Origin of the sequence: Salinirubrum litoreum (genome assembly GCF_020567425.1) — an archaeon.
Lineage (GTDB): Archaea > Halobacteriota > Halobacteria > Halobacteriales > Haloferacaceae > Salinirubrum > Salinirubrum litoreum.
In genome coordinates this window covers 1,373,488-1,388,193 of record NZ_JAJCVJ010000002.1, presented here as the reverse complement: position 1 = coordinate 1,388,193, position 14,706 = coordinate 1,373,488, and the positions used below count along the sequence as shown (strand labels likewise).

Annotated in this window: 17 protein-coding genes and 2 tRNA genes; 8 read left to right on the top strand and 11 right to left on the bottom strand. The window is 68.4% G+C overall.

All coding sequences use genetic code 11. From position 1 onward, the window contains the following. The first annotated feature begins 52 nt into the window (after positions 1–52). A complete protein-coding gene (locus tag LI337_RS15570) occupies positions 53–298 on the top strand; it encodes a DUF7996 family protein (protein ID WP_227230802.1) in 246 nt (81 codons plus the stop codon). A 91-nt stretch (positions 299–389) separates the two neighbouring features. Further along, on the top strand, positions 390–641 hold the full coding sequence (locus tag LI337_RS15565) for a DUF8006 family protein (protein ID WP_227230801.1): 252 nt from the start codon (positions 390–392) through the stop codon (positions 639–641). Between the two features lie 287 nt (positions 642–928). On the opposite strand, the gene LI337_RS15560 is transcribed toward LI337_RS15565, so the two are convergent. Further along, a tRNA-Asn gene (locus LI337_RS15560) sits at positions 929–1,001 on the bottom strand. 161 nt (positions 1,002–1,162) lie between these two features. Here LI337_RS15560 and cca point away from each other — a divergent pair. Further along, on the top strand, positions 1,163–2,545 hold the full coding sequence (gene cca, locus LI337_RS15555) for a CCA tRNA nucleotidyltransferase (protein ID WP_227230800.1): 1,383 nt from the start codon (positions 1,163–1,165) through the stop codon (positions 2,543–2,545). Positions 2,546–2,583: 38 nt separating this feature from the next. Here cca and LI337_RS15550 read toward each other — a convergent pair whose 3' ends face one another. From LI337_RS15550 to LI337_RS15535, 4 genes are all read right to left on the bottom strand, one after another. After that, positions 2,584–3,591, bottom strand: a complete 1,008-nt coding sequence (locus LI337_RS15550; protein WP_227230799.1) for a histone deacetylase family protein — start codon at positions 3,589–3,591, stop codon at positions 2,584–2,586. Continuing rightward, positions 3,591–4,022 (bottom strand): histone, encoded by a 432-nt coding sequence (locus tag LI337_RS20120; protein WP_227230798.1) that lies wholly within the window; start codon positions 4,020–4,022, stop codon positions 3,591–3,593. The genes LI337_RS15550 and LI337_RS20120 overlap by 1 nt, the downstream gene beginning before the upstream one ends. Positions 4,023–4,112: 90 nt before the next feature. Further along, entirely contained in the window at positions 4,113–5,591 is a 1,479-nt protein-coding gene (locus LI337_RS15540; RefSeq protein ID WP_227230797.1) for a single-stranded DNA binding protein, read from the bottom strand. A gap of 216 nt (positions 5,592–5,807) precedes the next feature. Next, positions 5,808–6,299: a hypothetical protein gene (locus tag LI337_RS15535; RefSeq protein ID WP_227230796.1), complete on the bottom strand. Its 492-nt coding sequence runs from the start codon at positions 6,297–6,299 to the stop codon at positions 5,808–5,810. 123 nt (positions 6,300–6,422) lie between these two features. On the opposite strand from LI337_RS15535, the gene LI337_RS15530 reads away from it, so the two are divergent. Next, positions 6,423–6,495, top strand: a tRNA-Arg gene (locus LI337_RS15530). A 42-nt stretch (positions 6,496–6,537) separates the two neighbouring features. On the opposite strand, the gene LI337_RS15525 is transcribed toward LI337_RS15530, so the two are convergent. After that, entirely contained in the window at positions 6,538–6,765 is a 228-nt protein-coding gene (locus tag LI337_RS15525; RefSeq protein WP_227230795.1) for a DUF7564 family protein, read from the bottom strand. Between the two features lie 217 nt (positions 6,766–6,982). Here LI337_RS15525 and LI337_RS15520 point away from each other — a divergent pair, with 217 nt between their 5' ends. Then, a complete protein-coding gene (locus LI337_RS15520) occupies positions 6,983–7,636 on the top strand; it encodes a DUF309 domain-containing protein (protein ID WP_227230794.1) in 654 nt (217 codons plus the stop codon). A 33-nt stretch (positions 7,637–7,669) separates the two neighbouring features. On the opposite strand, the gene azf is transcribed toward LI337_RS15520, so the two are convergent. Beyond that, on the bottom strand, positions 7,670–8,491 hold the full coding sequence (gene azf / locus LI337_RS15515) for an NAD-dependent glucose-6-phosphate dehydrogenase Azf (RefSeq protein ID WP_227230793.1): 822 nt from the start codon (positions 8,489–8,491) through the stop codon (positions 7,670–7,672). 221 nt (positions 8,492–8,712) lie between these two features. Here azf and LI337_RS15510 point away from each other — a divergent pair, with 221 nt between their 5' ends. After that, positions 8,713–9,054, top strand: coding sequence for a dihydroneopterin aldolase family protein (locus LI337_RS15510; RefSeq protein ID WP_227230909.1), 342 nt, complete (start codon positions 8,713–8,715; stop codon positions 9,052–9,054). Positions 9,055–9,089: 35 nt separating this feature from the next. Here the strand turns inward: LI337_RS15510 and LI337_RS15505 are convergent, their stop codons facing one another. Continuing rightward, a complete protein-coding gene (locus tag LI337_RS15505; protein WP_227230792.1) occupies positions 9,090–10,247 on the bottom strand; it encodes a DUF7093 family protein in 1,158 nt (385 codons plus the stop codon). Between the two features lie 140 nt (positions 10,248–10,387). Between LI337_RS15505 and LI337_RS15500 the strand changes: the two genes are divergently transcribed. Further along, positions 10,388–10,687 carry a DUF6432 family protein gene (locus LI337_RS15500; RefSeq protein ID WP_227230791.1) on the top strand — a complete coding sequence of 100 codons (300 nt, stop codon included), beginning with the start codon at positions 10,388–10,390 and terminating at the stop codon, positions 10,685–10,687. 83 nt (positions 10,688–10,770) lie between these two features. Next, the gene (gene ygfZ / locus LI337_RS15495) at positions 10,771–11,859 is read left to right on the top strand and encodes a CAF17-like 4Fe-4S cluster assembly/insertion protein YgfZ (RefSeq protein ID WP_227230790.1); all 1,089 of its coding nucleotides are present in this window, start codon (positions 10,771–10,773) and stop codon (positions 11,857–11,859) included. Positions 11,860–11,912: 53 nt separating this feature from the next. On the opposite strand, the gene LI337_RS15490 is transcribed toward ygfZ, so the two are convergent. The 3 genes from LI337_RS15490 to LI337_RS15480 all read right to left on the bottom strand — a co-directional run bounded on the left by LI337_RS15490 (position 11,913) and on the right by LI337_RS15480 (position 14,358). After that, positions 11,913–12,299, bottom strand: a complete 387-nt coding sequence (locus tag LI337_RS15490; protein ID WP_227230789.1) for a DUF7522 family protein — start codon at positions 12,297–12,299, stop codon at positions 11,913–11,915. A gap of 101 nt (positions 12,300–12,400) precedes the next feature. Continuing rightward, positions 12,401–13,066 carry a hypothetical protein gene (locus tag LI337_RS15485; RefSeq protein WP_227230788.1) on the bottom strand — a complete coding sequence of 222 codons (666 nt, stop codon included), beginning with the start codon at positions 13,064–13,066 and terminating at the stop codon, positions 12,401–12,403. A gap of 206 nt (positions 13,067–13,272) precedes the next feature. Continuing rightward, positions 13,273–14,358, bottom strand: coding sequence for a geranylgeranyl reductase family protein (locus LI337_RS15480; protein ID WP_227230787.1), 1,086 nt, complete (start codon positions 14,356–14,358; stop codon positions 13,273–13,275). Positions 14,359–14,706: the final 348 nt, after the last annotated feature.

The following is a 14,706-nucleotide window of genomic DNA, read 5'->3' as shown; positions in this document are numbered from 1 at the left end:
AGCGGGCGCGACGAACCGAGGGGTTCAGGGTCGTCGGTTCCCAACTGGGGGTATGAGCGACGACGCGAGTGCGGCAGACGGCGGGCGGAGCCTGCTGACGAGCGACACGCTCCTGCTCGCGGTGATCCTGCTGGTGGGTGTCGCGGGCTCCGGGATCGCCCGCCGGTTCCTCGGCGAACTGGGGTACGACACGCTCGGTATGGTGGTCTACGTCCTCGGGTACGGCGGGATGGTCGTCGTGATCTGGTGGGGCTGGCTCCGCCCGCTGGACATCACCGGCCCGATGGATCGGGAGTGACGCCGCCGTCTGGCGTCGGCGAACGGGGGGCGGGTGACGCCGACCGGGAACGGAACTTTAATGGCCGATTCCGGTCGAACTACGGCCAAGGATGCTCCCGCTACAGGTGATCGACAGCTTTCTGCTCAACTACAACGTCGGGCAGGCGCTGCTCCTCGGTTTCGTCGTGACGACGCTCGGGGCGCTCCCCCTGAGATCACAGCAGTTGATCGGCATCAACGTCACCGTGTTCGGGCTGATCTTCGCGCTGACGCCGCAGTCGATTCTGCCGTTCCACTACCTCTTCTTGGGGATCGTACTGCTCGTCGTCGGCCCGATGATCTACGTCACCGCCGACAGCTGAACCGGCGACACACCGACGCCTCGACACGCGACTGCGACACATCGACGCCCGGACGCTCCGGCGCTCGATACCGACTTCTGCCGACCACCTCCCGACTCACCGTGGCGCTCGTGAGCCGTGACCCGTTCTGTCGGACTGGTCCGACAGCCCACTCGTCGGACGGCGTGACGCGCCGGCGTTCACGACCGAGAGGAAGAGACCGACGTCCGACACACGTTCCACTCACGATCTCCACACGAAACGATACGCACACCTCCGGCTCACGAGGCATGTCTCGAGGAGAACCACGCCGTCGCCAGGGCTCGAACCTGGGACCACCTCGTTAACAGCGAGGTGCTCTACCAACTGAGCTACGACGGCTCTATCTCCCGATAACACGAGGTACTTAATTAGGGCTTTCGCTTTCGGGCGACGGGACCGCGACAGCCCGTGACACGACCCACTGGCCGCCGGTCGACACGTGCCCGCCGACCGCCCGCCGTTCCGACACGCTTTCGGCCGACTCGCTCGAACACCGGACGATGACCGACCTCGACGCCGTCGTGGCGCGCGTCCGCGACCGCATCGACCCTTCGGCCGACGAACGCCAGCGCATGGCCGACGCCACGGCGACCCTCCTGTCGCGCGTCGAGTCCGCCACCGCCGACCTCCCCGTCCCGACAGACGCGATCCAGGTCGGCTCGACGGCTCGCGGTACGTGGCTCTCGGGCGACCGCGACATCGACCTGTTCGTGCGCTTCCCGCCGGACCTGGACCGCGAGACGCTGGAACGCTACGGCCTGCAGGTCGGCCACGCGGTCCTCCCGGACGGCCACGAGGAGTACGCCGAACACCCCTACGTCAAAGGCGAGTTCGAGGGGTTCGAGGTCGACCTCGTCCCCTGCTACGACGTCGACGACGCGTCCGAGATCCAGTCGGCGGTCGACCGCACGCCCTTCCACACCGAGTATCTCCGGGGACGCCTGACCGACGACCTCGCGGCCGACGTGCGCGTCTGTAAACGCTTCCTGAAGGGTATCGGTGCCTACGGAAGCAACCTCCGGACGCGCGGCTTCTCGGGCTATCTCACGGAGCTACTCGTCGTCGAGTACGGCGGTTTCCGGCCACTGCTCGACGCCGCGAGCGACTGGCAGCCACCGGTGGAACTCGACCCGGAAGACCACGGCACCGCGACCTTCGACGATCCACTCGTCGTGATCGACCCGACCGACCCCGAGCGCAACGTCGCGGCCGTCTGTGCGCCGGAGAACGTCGCACGCCTCCAGCACTACGCGCGGGACCTCCTCGCGACCCCCCGCGAGGACCTGTTCTTCCCGCCGGACACCGAACCGCTCGCTGCCGAGGACCTCCGCCGCCATCTGGAGCGGCGCGGGACGACCCCGGTCGCGGTCGTCTTCGAGACACCCGACATCGTCGCCGACCAACTGTATCCACAGCTCAGACGCTCGCTGTCGGGCGTCCGGAGCGAACTCGACCGCCGGGGCTTCGACGTGCTCCGCGCGACCACCTTCGCCGACGACCGCGCCGTCCTGCTGTGTGAACTCGAAGTCGCCGAGCGACCGGCCATCCAGCGCCACGGCGGGCCGCCGGTCCACGTCCGCGAACACGCCGAGGGCTTCTTCGGGACGTACGCGGACGGCGAGGCCGACTCTGCCGACGCCGACGACCCGCCTGCTGTCTACGGTCCCTTCCTCGACGGCGACCGGTTCGTCGTCGAACGCGACCGCGAGTTCACGAGCGCGGCCGACTTCCTCCGGAGCGACGCGCTGTTCGACGTGGCACTCGGTACGCACGTCGCCACCGCACTCGACGCGGGGTACGACGTGCTGGTCGGTGACGACCTCGCGAGCCTCACCGACGAGTTCGGCGTCGAACTCGCCGGGTACTTCGACCCGAAACCGTAGTCAGAGACCCGAGTCAGACCGGGAAAACAGCCGTGTCGTCAGTCCAGGTCGTGCATCTCACGGGCCTCGGCGACCAGTTCGACCACGTCCTCGTCGGGGTCCTCGTCGGGGTCGATGGGACTCCGGCCGTCGAACGTCTCGTGGACCGTCGCCACGCCGTCCGAGAGCGTGTCGAGGCCGTATCCCCCCTCCAGTACGAACGCCAGCGGGCAGTCCACGTCGTCTCTGATCTCCTGCATCCGCTCGGTCAAGAGGGCGTAGCCCTCCGTCGAGACGCGCATCCGCGAGATCGGGTCGTGCCGGTGGGCGTCGAAGCCCGCACTGACGACGAGCAGGTCCGGATCGAACCGGGCGAGTGCCGGCGCGAGCACCTCGTCGTTGGCCAGTAGGTAGTCGGCGTCACCGGCACCGGCCGGGAGCGGCACGTTCAGCGTCGCGCCCTTCCCGTCGCCGACGCCGATCTCGTCCAACTCGCCGGTGCCCGGATACAGGCCGTCCTCGTGGAAGGAGGCGTAGAACACGTCGCCCCGGTCGTAGAAGATGTCCTGTGTCCCGTTGCCGTGGTGGACGTCCCAGTCGAAGATCGCCACGCTGTCGGCCGGTCCGTCGTCCAGGACCGACTGGGCCGCGACCGCCGCGTTGTTGAAGAAACAGAAGCCCATCGCGTCGTCCTCGACGGCGTGGTGTCCCGGCGGTCTGCCGAGCGAGAAGGGCGTCCGGCGACCGTCTGCCCCTCGGAGCGCGTCCTCGGCGGCCCACTGGGCGAGGCCGGCCGACGCGAGCGCGGCGTCCCACGTCTCGTCGCTGGCGACGGTGTCGGGGTCCCAGTTGCCGCCGCCGCGTTCACAGAAGGACTCGACGTCGGCGACGTAGTCCTCGTCGTGGACGGCGGCTACAGCGGCCGTACTCGCGGGGTCGGCGTCCACGTACTCGACGCCGTGACGCTTCTGGAGGCCGCGCTTGATCGCCCGGAGGCGGTCTGGGTTCTCCGGGTGCCGGTCGCCGGTGTCGTGCTCCAGACAGGCTTCGCTGTAGCCGAACTGCATCAGTCGAAGAGGGCGAAGTACGTCTCGATGTCTTCCGCCTGGATGGTGCGTCTGTCGGCGTGGCGGGCCAGCGTCGCGGCGGCCGACGCCACGTTGTCGGCGTAGTCCTCGAGGATGTCCGCCAGCGCGATCCGGGCGTCCATCGACACGCGGTAGCTGTCGTCGATCTTGAGTCGTGCGATCCGGTCGACCGGTGCGACCGGCAGTTCCAACTCGTCGCGGGTGACGACCTGTTCGACGCCGAAGTCCGCCGCCATCAGCGTCTTGCGACCGTCGGCGGTCGCCTGTTCGGCGGCGGCGACCGCGAGGTCCGCCCCGTGGTCCTGCACTCGCCGTGCCAACTCCTCGGCCGCGTCGGCACTCACCCGGAGGCGCCCGGCGTTCCGCCGGATGATCGTGTCGACCGGCGCGAACGGCAACTCTACGCTCATACGCTCATATCGTGACCGTGCGGCGTATAATGCTTTCCGTCGCGGGGCTGTGACCGCCGGCCGACAGGTGCCACGCGGCCCTCGTCCCGATCAGAACACTTCGTCGGCGTCGATTCGGCCGTCCTGTTCCCGGCCGCGAACCGTCACTTCCTCGCCGAGTCTGAGGTCGGCGTCGGTCTCGACGCTCCGGGTCTCCTGCCCGTCGTCCAGCACGACCGGACTCCCGGCCTGCACGACGGTCCCGGTGAACTCCGTGACGCCGCCGGCCTCGTCGCCGTCGGCGTCGGCGGTCGTCGCCGTCACGCCGCCCGTCCCGCCGTCTGCGGAGGCGGCCCCCTCGTCGCCGCCGGTCGAACTGCCGTCACCGGACGACCCGAACGACGAGAGTCCGGCGTCGGTGTCGGTTCCGCCGGCGTCCTCGGTCGCGGCGGTGTCGGCACCGCCGGCGTCCGCTGGCTGATCGGTCACCGTGACGGTCGAGCGCCACCCGGCAGACGCCTCTCTGTCGTCCTGCCAGCCGTCCTGGATCTCCACGTCGGTCACGATCACGTAGTCCGCGAGTTCGATGTCCAGGTCGGCCTTGTCGCCCCACAGCGCGACCCGGATGTCGTCGGTGTCGTCTTTCACGCGGATGTTTCTGACCTGCCCCTCCGAACCGTCGTCGCGGTCGAAGGTACGCTTGGGGTCGGTCTCGATGACGCCGCCCTTGATGTCGACCGTCTGGCCGATCTCGGCGGCGGCGATGTCGGTCGTCTCGGGGACGTACTCGATCTCCTCGTCGAGTTCCTCGATCGCCCCCCGGTTGCCGACGTGGAGTTCGAGGTCGCCGTCACGCTCCCGGACGTAGCCGTCGACGACCTCGACGGACGTGCCCGCCGAGAGATCCTCGACGAGTTCGGCCTTCTCGTCCCACAGCGTGACCCGGATTCGGCCGGTCGGATCGCCGATGGCGAGGTTGGCGACCTTCCCCTCGGAGTCGTCGTCGCGGCTGAAGGTCCGGTAGCCGTCGTCCACGTCCAGCAGTTTCCCCTTCAGGTTCACGTCGGAGGCGCCGAGCGTCAGGTCCTCCACGCGGTAGGTGTCCAGCACCTGCACGTCGACCTCGGCGTCGGGGTCCGGTTCCGCCTTGTTCACGCTCACTTCGAGGCCGTTGAACCCCTCCTTCGGGCGGCCGGCGATGCGGAGGACCTCGCCGACCTCCAGTGACTCCACGGCGTCCTCGGCCATCCGGTCCCAGAAGGAGACGCGCACGGTGCCGGTCTCGTCGGCCACGTCGAGGTTGACGACCTTCCCCTCGTCCTGGTCGTCGTCGGCGTCGTCCCGGTCGAAGGTTCGGAGTTCGCCGACGCTCGTCACCTTGGCGATGAACTTCACGTCGTCCATCCCCGGTTCGATGTCGGCGATGCTGTTGACCTCCTCGTCGCGCAGTTCGTGTGCGATCAGCATCGCGGCCGTCTCCTCGTCCGCGAGTCCACCCATCTGCTCGACTTTGTCCTCGACTGCGGCCTCGAACTCCTCGAACTCCACGTCGGTGTCGAGGTCGTCGTACACGTCCTCGATCACGCCCACGGACGCGCACCTCCCCGGCGTCGTGTCATGGCTCCCATAATCGTGTCCGAAGGCAGGAAAGGATCGCGCTTAAGCGTTGTCCTTGGCCCGCTGTGGCGGTGCTGTCGGGTGGTTTCGATCTCGGAGGCCGGCGGCCGGTGAGCATACCGTCGGTGGGTCCGGCTTCACACAAGAAGCTTCGGTCGCCTTCGAGTCACCGGCACGTCTCGCCCGCCGTCACCGACTCGCGTCGGCGGCGGTCGTCGTCTCGCCCATCGTCTCGTGGGTGACGACGACCCGGTCCGGCAGGCCGTTCTCGAAGGTCATCGTCGCCTCGTAGCCGAGGTCGGTCAGCGCCTGCGTGCAGGCCCCGCCGGCGTCGTCCTCCTCGGTCGTGACGGTCACGGCCAGTTCGTCCGCCGCGGCGTCGTACTCGGCCGAGCCGAGCACCGGGACCGAACAGCCGTTCCGCCCGGTGAGACAGCCGGTGACCGTGACGTCGGTCTCGCCCCACGCGACGCTCGCGCTCCCGTTCTCGGGGCACTCGTCGAGTTCGGTCAGGCGCTGGCCGGTCATGCTCGGCGTGGCCGGCGTGCTGGTGTCCTCGGAACCACCCGAGTCACCGTCCGAATCGTCGCCGGTGCCCGTGTCCGGCCCACTGCCGACACAGCCGGCCAGCGCAGTTCCGACCGCCACTCCGACCGTCGAGAGCAGTTCGCGTCGTCGCATACCTCCCGGTTGTGGGGGCATTTTCAAAGGCCTTCGGAAGAGTCAAAAAATCGCTTGTGCCTCTCTCGCGCGGGCCGGTCGGATCGTAACCGACTTAAGTAGGTCCGGTGTATCACAAGATGAGTCCTGATAGGGTAGTGGACTATCCTCTTGGCTTGCGGAGCCAGGGACCGGAGTTCAAATCTCCGTCAGGACGTTTCTACCGACGCCACCGCCGAGTGGCGACACCCGTCTCGGCTCACTCCTCCCGACCGGTTCGGTCACGTCGTCGTTCCTCGGGAGCGTGTCGATCACCGGAGGTCCGCCGGCGCGTCCGACGAGCGAGCAGTCGCGGCGGGCTGTCGGCGTCGGTCGCGGCCGACGACTTCGCCCGGTCGAGCCACGCGGTGTGACAGTCCGGACAGTAGTTCCCGCGATACCGGTTCGTCAACAGGAACCCGTCACCACAGCGAACGCAGTGTCTCATGGCGAACGGCCGGTCTGAGTCGGTCGGAGAGCGGACGCGGTGCGGAGAACGATCATGGTGTGTGCTACCATATCGGTGGCCGAGAGGCATAGGTATGTCTCGCTGGCCAGTGCGGTACGGACTGCCTGTGCCGTGGTAGCACACCGATACCGTGTCGAAAGAGACGACCGGATTCGACCGAGAAACGCCTTTGTCCGGGGGCGACCGACGTCTCGGCATGACCGACGCGGCAGGCGGTGCGAGCGAGTCCGACCTCACCCGCGCACTACGGGCCGGCGTGGCGATCTACGACATCGGCGAGTACCACGCGGCCCACGACGCGTGGGAGGACCACTGGCTCGACCTCCCGAAGCACACCGACGACGAACGTCTCCTCCACGGGCTGATCCAGTTCACCGCCGCCGTCTACCACGCCCGGAGACGCAACTGGTCGGGTGCGACCGGTCTCGCGGAGAGCGCGGGCGAGTACCTCGCGGACCTGCCGAGCGACTACCGCGGCGTGAACCTCGCGGGGATCCGGCGGTATCTCGCGGTCCTGCACGCCGACCCGGAGGTGATCGAACGTCGCCCGCCACTCGCCCTGCGGATCGACGGCGAGCGCCTGCGGCCGGCCGAACTCGACTTCGAGACGGCCGCGGTGGCGGCGCAGGTGATCGCCGGGGAGTACGACGCCTTCGACGCTGACGTGATTGCTCGTGCGGTCGAGGCCGCCCGCGAAGAGGTGCGGGAGGGAACCGAGACGCGCTTCACCGCGCTGGTGATGGACTTCGCCGACGACCCGGTTCAGCGGGACCTGATCTACCAGCGACTCTCGTCGCATCTGGCGAAGCGAGAGCGCGAGCAGGAAGACGTAGAGGGGCTGTTCGACTGAGGCAGTGTCGAGAAACGAGACGGAGCCGGACGCTCAGTCCGAGGACGCGCCGTCGGGCGTCTGGTCGGCGTACTCCTCTTTCGGCGTGCCGTCGAGCGAGAACATCGCGGAGTTGTCCTGCGGTTCGTACCCCAGCACCTCGCGGGCGCGCTCGATGGAGTAGTACTTCCGGTCGTTGTCGGAGATACCGTAGACGATCTCGTAGCCGTAGTCGGCCGTGAGCGTGCAGTCGAACAGGTGCGCACAGTCGCGGTAGGAGAGCCACATCGCCTGTCCGCGTTCGTAGTCGCGCGGCGGGTGCCCCTTCGTGAGGTTGCCGATCCGGACGCAGACGACCGACAGACCGTAGTGGTCGTGGTAGTAGCGCCCGAGCGTCTCGCCGGTCGCCTTGCTCACGCCGTAGAGGTTGCTCGGCCGCGGCGACTCACTCCCGTCGAGTCGGTAGTCGTCGCTCTCGCGGTAGAGGTCGGGCTTCCGGTCGTCGGTCTCGTAGGCACCGACCGCGTGGTTCGAGGAGGCGAAGGCGAGTTTCTCGACGTCGGCCTTCGCGGCGGCCCACATCACCGAGTGAGTCCCGTCGATGTTGTTCCGGAGGACGCTCTCCCACGTCGCCTCCGGCCGGGGGTCGCCAGCGAGGTGGATGACCGCGCCGACGCCCTCCATGACCTCGTGCATCCGGTCCTCGTCGGTCACGTCCGCGACGATCACGTCGTCGCTCGTCACGCCCTCGGGGAGTTTCGACCGCGAGAGCGGTTCCCGGTCTAAGAGTCGCCAGTCGTATCGGGAGCCGAGATCGCGGAGGATCGCCTGCCCGACGCGTCCCCCCGCCCCAGTGAGCAGTACCGGGTCGTCCATTCACTCTCCTATCGGCCGACGAGGGTCTTGTATGATGCGGTTCGGCCGGGTTCAAGTCGGCTGGCTGACGCTCGCGGTCCCGTCACCCATTTCTCCCCGCCGACCGAGGATCGGGTATGAACGATCACGATTCGGACGCGACCGGCGACAGCACCGGCGCGACCGACGAGCACGACGCGGACACGGCCGACGACCGCGATTCGGACACGACAACAAAGGAAATCACCGACCCACAGCAGGCCTGCTTCGAGGCCGGCATCAAGTTCGGCTCGCTGTACCACCAGTTCGCCGGGACGCCGCTCTCGCCGGACAGCGCCGACAGCCTCGAACGCGCGATGAGCGAGGCCATCGAGAACCAGCCACACTGCGAGTCGGTCACGGTGTCGATCCTGGGGGACGCACTCGCCGAGGAGTTGGCGAACTCGACGGCCGACTACACCGAACTGACGGGGCGGTTCATGGAAGTCGAGATGCGCATCCGGTACGAGGACGTCACGGTCGAGACGCGCATGGAGATGGAAGAGGGCTACCCGCTGATGAAACTCGTCTCGGTCGTCGAGTGAGGAGAGAACAGCAGACAGGAGAGACGGACCCCGAGTCAGCGCGGTTCTTCGGCGATGTAGCCGCGTTTGCACTCGGGACAGATGTCGCCCTCGCGCATCGACGACCCGGAGGCGGGCCGGCGCAGGCCACACTCCGGACAGACGTACTCGGTCGGGACGTCCTCCGAGTCCCGCGTCGTGTCGATCGCGGTCGCGCGGGTGATCGCGCCGTTCGCCGCACGACTGGCCTCCGACCCGTTGTCGACGAACTCGGCGTCGAAGCCGTCTTCGACCGTCTCGACGTCCTCGGGCGAGTCACCCTGCTGTGAGTCCGACTCGGGTGCGATACCGCCGAACTCCACGTCGGTCGCGCTCCCGTCGCTCGGTTCGGCGTCGAACCCTTCGTCGTCTCCGACCTGTTCGGGCCACTGTGCCCGGTCTGGCTCGGTCTCGGAGACGACCTCCGCGTCGCGCGTCTCGTCGCCGGCTGTCGAGTCCTCGCCATCGGCCGGCGCGCCGGTCGCCGCCGTCGCGTCGTCCTCGCCGCGAACCTCCTCGATCGTCGGCGTCTGCTCCGGTGGCCCGTCGTTCACGTCGTCGGCCTCGGGCCACTCGCCGTGACCGCGTTCGCCCGACTCGGACTCCTCGTCGGCGTCGAGGATGACGCCGTCGTCCTCCTCGGCCGAGGGCCCGTCGTCGGCGTCGCCCGGTTCGGCGTCGGCGACCGGCGCCTCCACCTCGTCTGCCGTCGGGGTGTGTTCCTCGTCGGTGGTCTCGTCGATGATCTCCGCCCCACCCTCGGCGTCCGCGTCGGTCGTCTCCGGGACGTCCGCGTCCCCGTCGGCGGGCGTGGCTGGCGTGTCGGTCGAGTCGGTCGAATCGGCCGCGTCCGCCGGCGTCGACGTGGCCGCCGCGTCGGGTGCCTCGGTCTCGACTGCCGACTCGGCGGACGCCGACTGGTCGCCGCCCATCGTCACGCCGTCGGCGTCGACGACCTCGGCGTCGTGGGCGTCGTCCGCGGCGAGGCCCTCGATCTCCGCCGGAGAGGCGATGGACGTGACCTCCTTGTTCTCGCTGACGACACGCTCGGCACCACAGCGCGTACAGGTCGCCACCTCCCGGATGGTGACGACCACCTCCTCACCCTGTTCGTCTCGGTCGCGTTCTAACTCGGGGTCCCCGTAATCGTGCCCGAGCAGACATCTCAGACCCATTGCCACGAGGTTCCGAACCGGACACCAAAAAAACACCCCCTCGGCGTCCGACGCCCGTCTGACGCCGGGCCGGCCGCCGAGAGTCTCGGGCCGTCGACGTGGGCGGTAACGGTAAAACGACGCCGGACGTTGTGACGCCTATGAGAGCAAAGCGGGAGTACCGGGATCGCGCCGACATCGAGGTCGCGGTACTCGACGCGCTCGTGGACCGGGCCGAGGACGGGATGACCGTGTTCGAGGTCCGGGCTGCGGTCGAGGCCGACATCGACGCCATCGAGGACGCACTCGGCGCGCTGAAAGCCGACGGCCTGATCGAGGTCGAACACGAGTCCGAGCGTGTCCGCATCCTCCCGGCCGACCGCGTCGTCCCCGATCCGAGCGAGGAGTTGGACGAAGAGGAGAGTTTCATCGACGCGATCCGCGAGCGACTCGGTCTGTAGCCGGCGGCCGCCCCTCCGAGCGGGAACATCTCGCGCCTGTCGCAAGCGAAAGCCCGTTACACGCCGGTCGCGTACCCGGTGGCATGACTGTCGTCCGCGACACACACGCGGCACACGGGGCGACGTTCGAGGAACGCGGCGGGCGGGAGATCGTCCGCGACTACGGCCGCGCCGAACGCACCCACCGCGCGGTCCGCAACGGTGTCGGCGTGATCGAGATGGGCTACGGCGTCGTCGTCGTCGAGGGCGACGACCGGGTCGACTTCGTGGACAACGCGGTCTCGAACCGCGTCCCCGCGGAGAACGGCCGGGGCGTCTACGCGCTCCTGCTCGATCCACAGGGCCGTATCGAGACCGACATGGCCATCTACAACGCCGGCGAGCGTCTGCTCTGTTTCACGCCGCCGGACCGCGCCGGCCCACTCGTCGAGGACTGGAGCGCGAAGACGTTCGTGCAGGACGTGACGATCCGGGACGCCTCGGCCGACTTCGGCGTCTTCGGCGTCCACGGGCCGCAGGCGACCGAGAAGGTCGCGAGCGTCCTGAACCACGCGGGCGCGCCGGAACCGGCCGGCACCTTCGTCCGGGGGTCGATGGCCGACGAGGGCGTGACCGTGATCGCCGCGGACGCACCGACCGGCGAGGAGGGGTACGAGGTCGTCTGTGCGGCCGACGCCGCCGACGAGGTGTTCGAGACGCTCCTCTTACGCGGCGTGAACGCGGTCCCGTTCGGCTACCGGACGTGGGACACGCTGACCTGCGAGGCCGGCACCCCGCTGTTCGAACCGGAACTCGTCGACCGGATCCCGAACGTCCTCGGTCTCCGGTCGGCACTGGACTTCGAGAAGGGCTGTTACGTCGGCCAGGAGGTCGTCTCGAAGGTCGAGAACCGGGGCCGCCCCAGCCAGCGACTCGTCGGCCTCCTGCCCGACTCGGTGCCCGCTGCGGGTGCGGCGGTGTTCGACGGCGACAGCACGGTCGGCGAGGTGACGCGGGCCGTCGAGAGCCCGAGTCTGGAGCGCCCGGTCGCACTCGCGCTGGTGGACTTCGACCGTGAGACGACGGAGTTGACCGTCAGGGTCGGCGGGGAAGAAGTGACGGCGACGCGCACGTCGCTCCCGTTCGTCGAGGGGAGCGACCGGTCGGGGCGACTGCCGGTCTATCCGGAGTGAGTCGGACCGTATCCAGCGTCGGCACGGGTCGGGACGCCGGGATCGGTGTGGGCTCAGTCTTCGTACTGGGCCTCGCGGAAGTCGACACACCGGGCAACGATGTCGCCGACCTCCGAGAGTGACGCGGTGTCGTCCAGCCCGACGCCGACGCCCGCGTTCTCCGAGAGCGGGACGTTGATCGAGGTGCCGCCGTCGAACAGACGGATCGTCGCGTTCAGGTCGCCCATGTCGTTCAGCATCTGCTGCTGGTACTCGACGGAGACGCCTTCGAGGTACATGTCGCGGGCGATCTCGTCCAACCGATCCTGCGCGTACCGCTGTGCGAAGTCGTCTCTGATGAACAGCACGTCGTAGTCGCCGCCGTCGTACACACCGATACCCAGGACGGCGTCGTCGGCGATACTTCTGAGGTCCGAGACGAGCGCGTCGTGATCGGTCATCGATAGGTCGTTAGCGTTAGAAGGTTAAATCAGTCGTGGTCCCCCGCAATTCACACGAACGACGAGTCGGCAGACAACTCGTGCTGTCGACAGATCCGGGCTCACGAACTGCCGGCAGTCGGGATCGTATCGATCAGGTCACTGTCGCGGTGCTCCCGGAGGATGAACTCGAAGTACGGCGTCATGACCTCGCGTGCCTGCCGCCAGTGGAACTCGGTGTGCATGTCGTGGAGTTCGACGCCGAGGAGGTACCGCGTCGCCTCGGGGCCGTACCCGGACTGCCCGTCGCTCGGCTTCTCCGGGTGAGCGGCGTCGCGGACGGCGGCTCTGATCTCGTACACCTGCGCTTCGAGGGCAGGCGTCCAGTAGTCGCCACCGACCTTGTGGTTCCGCCAGAAGTCCGTACTCTTCCACGCGTAGTCGGGGGCGATGCCCAGCGCGTCGGCACGCTCCCGGAATCGGCGTTCGACGCCCGTCCAGTCGGCACCGCGCAGATCGTCTCTGGCGAGCGCACCGGCGTCGTCGCGGTGCTCGGCTTCGATCGCGTCTTTCGCCCACAGTGCGTCGACGAACGCGGTCGCACCGCGACGGGCGGCCTCGTCGCCCACGTGTGAGAACTGCCGCCGGTCCACCTCGTAGAAAGCGTCGACCGCCGCCCCGTGCCGTCCGTCGTCGTGTGCGATGAAGCCGAGACACGTCTGTTCGGCCATGTACGACGCGGTCTCGGTGATCTCGTCGTCGACAGCACCACCGGGGAATGAGACCATGCTGGTGGTGTTCGGAGTGATCAGGGATATCTTTTCTCACTGCGCCCACGAAATAGGTGGACGGTGCGGCGTCCCGTGAGCACGACGGATTTCTCGGTTCTGTGTCGTGTCGGCGTCGATCTCTCGGTCGAGTGTCGTGTCGGCGTCCCCGAGTCGAACCGGTGTCGACCGGGAGGGCGGTCGCCAAGCCGGACTGGCTGTCCCGATTACCGCTTCACCAGTGTCCGGAGGTGCGAGGGCGAGAAGAACGACGAGGGCCGGTCCATGTGGACGCCGATCTCACCCGACAGCGAGCGCAAGCCGAGATGTTGGACCGGTTCCGGGAGCGAGTACGCCCGGCGGACGAGGTGGCCCAGCCGAATCTCCGAGGCGAGTTCGTCGCGCCACGCGCGTTCGTAGTCGGCGAGCGAGGAGGGCGTCCGGGGGTCGATTGTCGCCACGGCGCGGTCGGCGGCGGTCATCCCGTAGAGGATGCCGCCGCCGGTGAACGGTTTCGTCTGGCTGGCGGCGTCACCGAGGAGGAAGACGCGCCGGGTCGTCACGCTGTCCGGCGGGCCGATCGGGATGGCCCCCGAACAGAAGCGGTCGGTCTCCACGTCGTAGGCGGCGGTCAGGCGGTCGAACAGTTCTTGTACTTCCTTCCCCGGCGGGGCCGCGAGTCCGTACTCCACCCCGGCGTCGCCACGGGGGATGCGCCACGCGAAGAAGCGCGGCGCGGTGAGGTGGACGTCCACGAAGTCGGAGTGATCCGCCTCGTCGGTGAAGGCGAGGACGCCGTGGAGTTTCTCGGCCGGTTCCGGGAGGCCGACCTCGCGGCGGACCCGCGAGACGGGGCCGTCCGCGCCGGCGACCATGCGAGCTTCGAACTGTGTCGTCCCGCCGTCAGCGACGCTGGCGGTGACGACCACCCGGTCGCGGTGTTCCTCGACGGCGGTGACGGTGTGGCCCTCGCGCACGTCGGCACCGGCCTCGCGGGCGCAGTCCGCGAGGGTGCGGTCCAACCCGACGCGGTCGATCACGTTCGAGATCTCCTCGTCCTTGTAGAAGGGGTACGAGTGCGAGTCGGGGCCGCCGACGTGGAAGCGCGCGCCGAAGACGCGGTTCTGGAACAGGCGCTCGCGGGCAGCGTCGGGGACGAACTCCCAAATGTCGGTGCTGACGTGTCCGGAGCAGGCGAGTGGGGTGCCGACCTCGCCCTTTTCGAGTGCCAGCACGTCGTAGCCGACCTCGCTCGCGCGCCGGGCGAACCGCGCTCCGGCCGGACCGACGCCGACGACCACGAAGTCGTACATCGAGATGTGGTATCGGGCGGGCGTCCAAATCTTTTCTGTTCCTACTTCTCCGTAGGTGGTGGCTACTCCGGACGAGACCGTGACAGCGACTGCGACGGCGAGTGTCTCGGTAACGTAGACCGCCACAGCACCGGCACCGCTACGATTGCTAGCACACCGACGAGACGACCGCACAGCACCGCAGACCGCGACCGCGACAGCACCGCTACTCGATCCGGTACACACGGACTATTCGACCACAACCGATACCGCCACAGCACAGCAACCGCCACCGCGACAGCACCGCACCTCGAACCTCCCCAGCCTCGACAGACGCTCTCCGCACCGCCCGCGTCTGCCTCCCTCGCG

What these genes read in the sequence shown, in the direction of transcription:
- LI337_RS15570 (WP_227230802.1), top strand. Translation starts at nt 53, where the DNA reads ATGAGCGACGACGCGAGTGCGGCAGACGGCGGGCGGAGCCTGCTGACG.
- LI337_RS15565 (WP_227230801.1), top strand. Translation starts at nt 390, where the DNA reads ATGCTCCCGCTACAGGTGATCGACAGCTTTCTGCTCAACTACAACGTC.
- cca (WP_227230800.1), top strand. Translation starts at nt 1,163, where the DNA reads ATGACCGACCTCGACGCCGTCGTGGCGCGCGTCCGCGACCGCATCGAC.
- LI337_RS15550 (WP_227230799.1), bottom strand. Translation starts at nt 3,591, where the DNA reads ATGCAGTTCGGCTACAGCGAAGCCTGTCTGGAGCACGACACCGGCGAC.
- LI337_RS20120 (WP_227230798.1), bottom strand. Translation starts at nt 4,022, where the DNA reads ATGAGCGTAGAGTTGCCGTTCGCGCCGGTCGACACGATCATCCGGCGG.
- LI337_RS15535 (WP_227230796.1), bottom strand. Translation starts at nt 6,299, where the DNA reads ATGCGACGACGCGAACTGCTCTCGACGGTCGGAGTGGCGGTCGGAACT.
- LI337_RS15525 (WP_227230795.1), bottom strand. Translation starts at nt 6,765, where the DNA reads ATGAGACACTGCGTTCGCTGTGGTGACGGGTTCCTGTTGACGAACCGG.
- LI337_RS15520 (WP_227230794.1), top strand. Translation starts at nt 6,983, where the DNA reads ATGACCGACGCGGCAGGCGGTGCGAGCGAGTCCGACCTCACCCGCGCA.
- azf (WP_227230793.1), bottom strand. Translation starts at nt 8,491, where the DNA reads ATGGACGACCCGGTACTGCTCACTGGGGCGGGGGGACGCGTCGGGCAG.
- LI337_RS15505 (WP_227230792.1), bottom strand. Translation starts at nt 10,247, where the DNA reads ATGGGTCTGAGATGTCTGCTCGGGCACGATTACGGGGACCCCGAGTTA.
- LI337_RS15500 (WP_227230791.1), top strand. Translation starts at nt 10,388, where the DNA reads ATGAGAGCAAAGCGGGAGTACCGGGATCGCGCCGACATCGAGGTCGCG.
- ygfZ (WP_227230790.1), top strand. Translation starts at nt 10,771, where the DNA reads ATGACTGTCGTCCGCGACACACACGCGGCACACGGGGCGACGTTCGAG.
- LI337_RS15490 (WP_227230789.1), bottom strand. Translation starts at nt 12,299, where the DNA reads ATGACCGATCACGACGCGCTCGTCTCGGACCTCAGAAGTATCGCCGAC.
- LI337_RS15485 (WP_227230788.1), bottom strand. Translation starts at nt 13,066, where the DNA reads ATGGTCTCATTCCCCGGTGGTGCTGTCGACGACGAGATCACCGAGACC.
- LI337_RS15480 (WP_227230787.1), bottom strand. Translation starts at nt 14,358, where the DNA reads ATGTACGACTTCGTGGTCGTCGGCGTCGGTCCGGCCGGAGCGCGGTTC.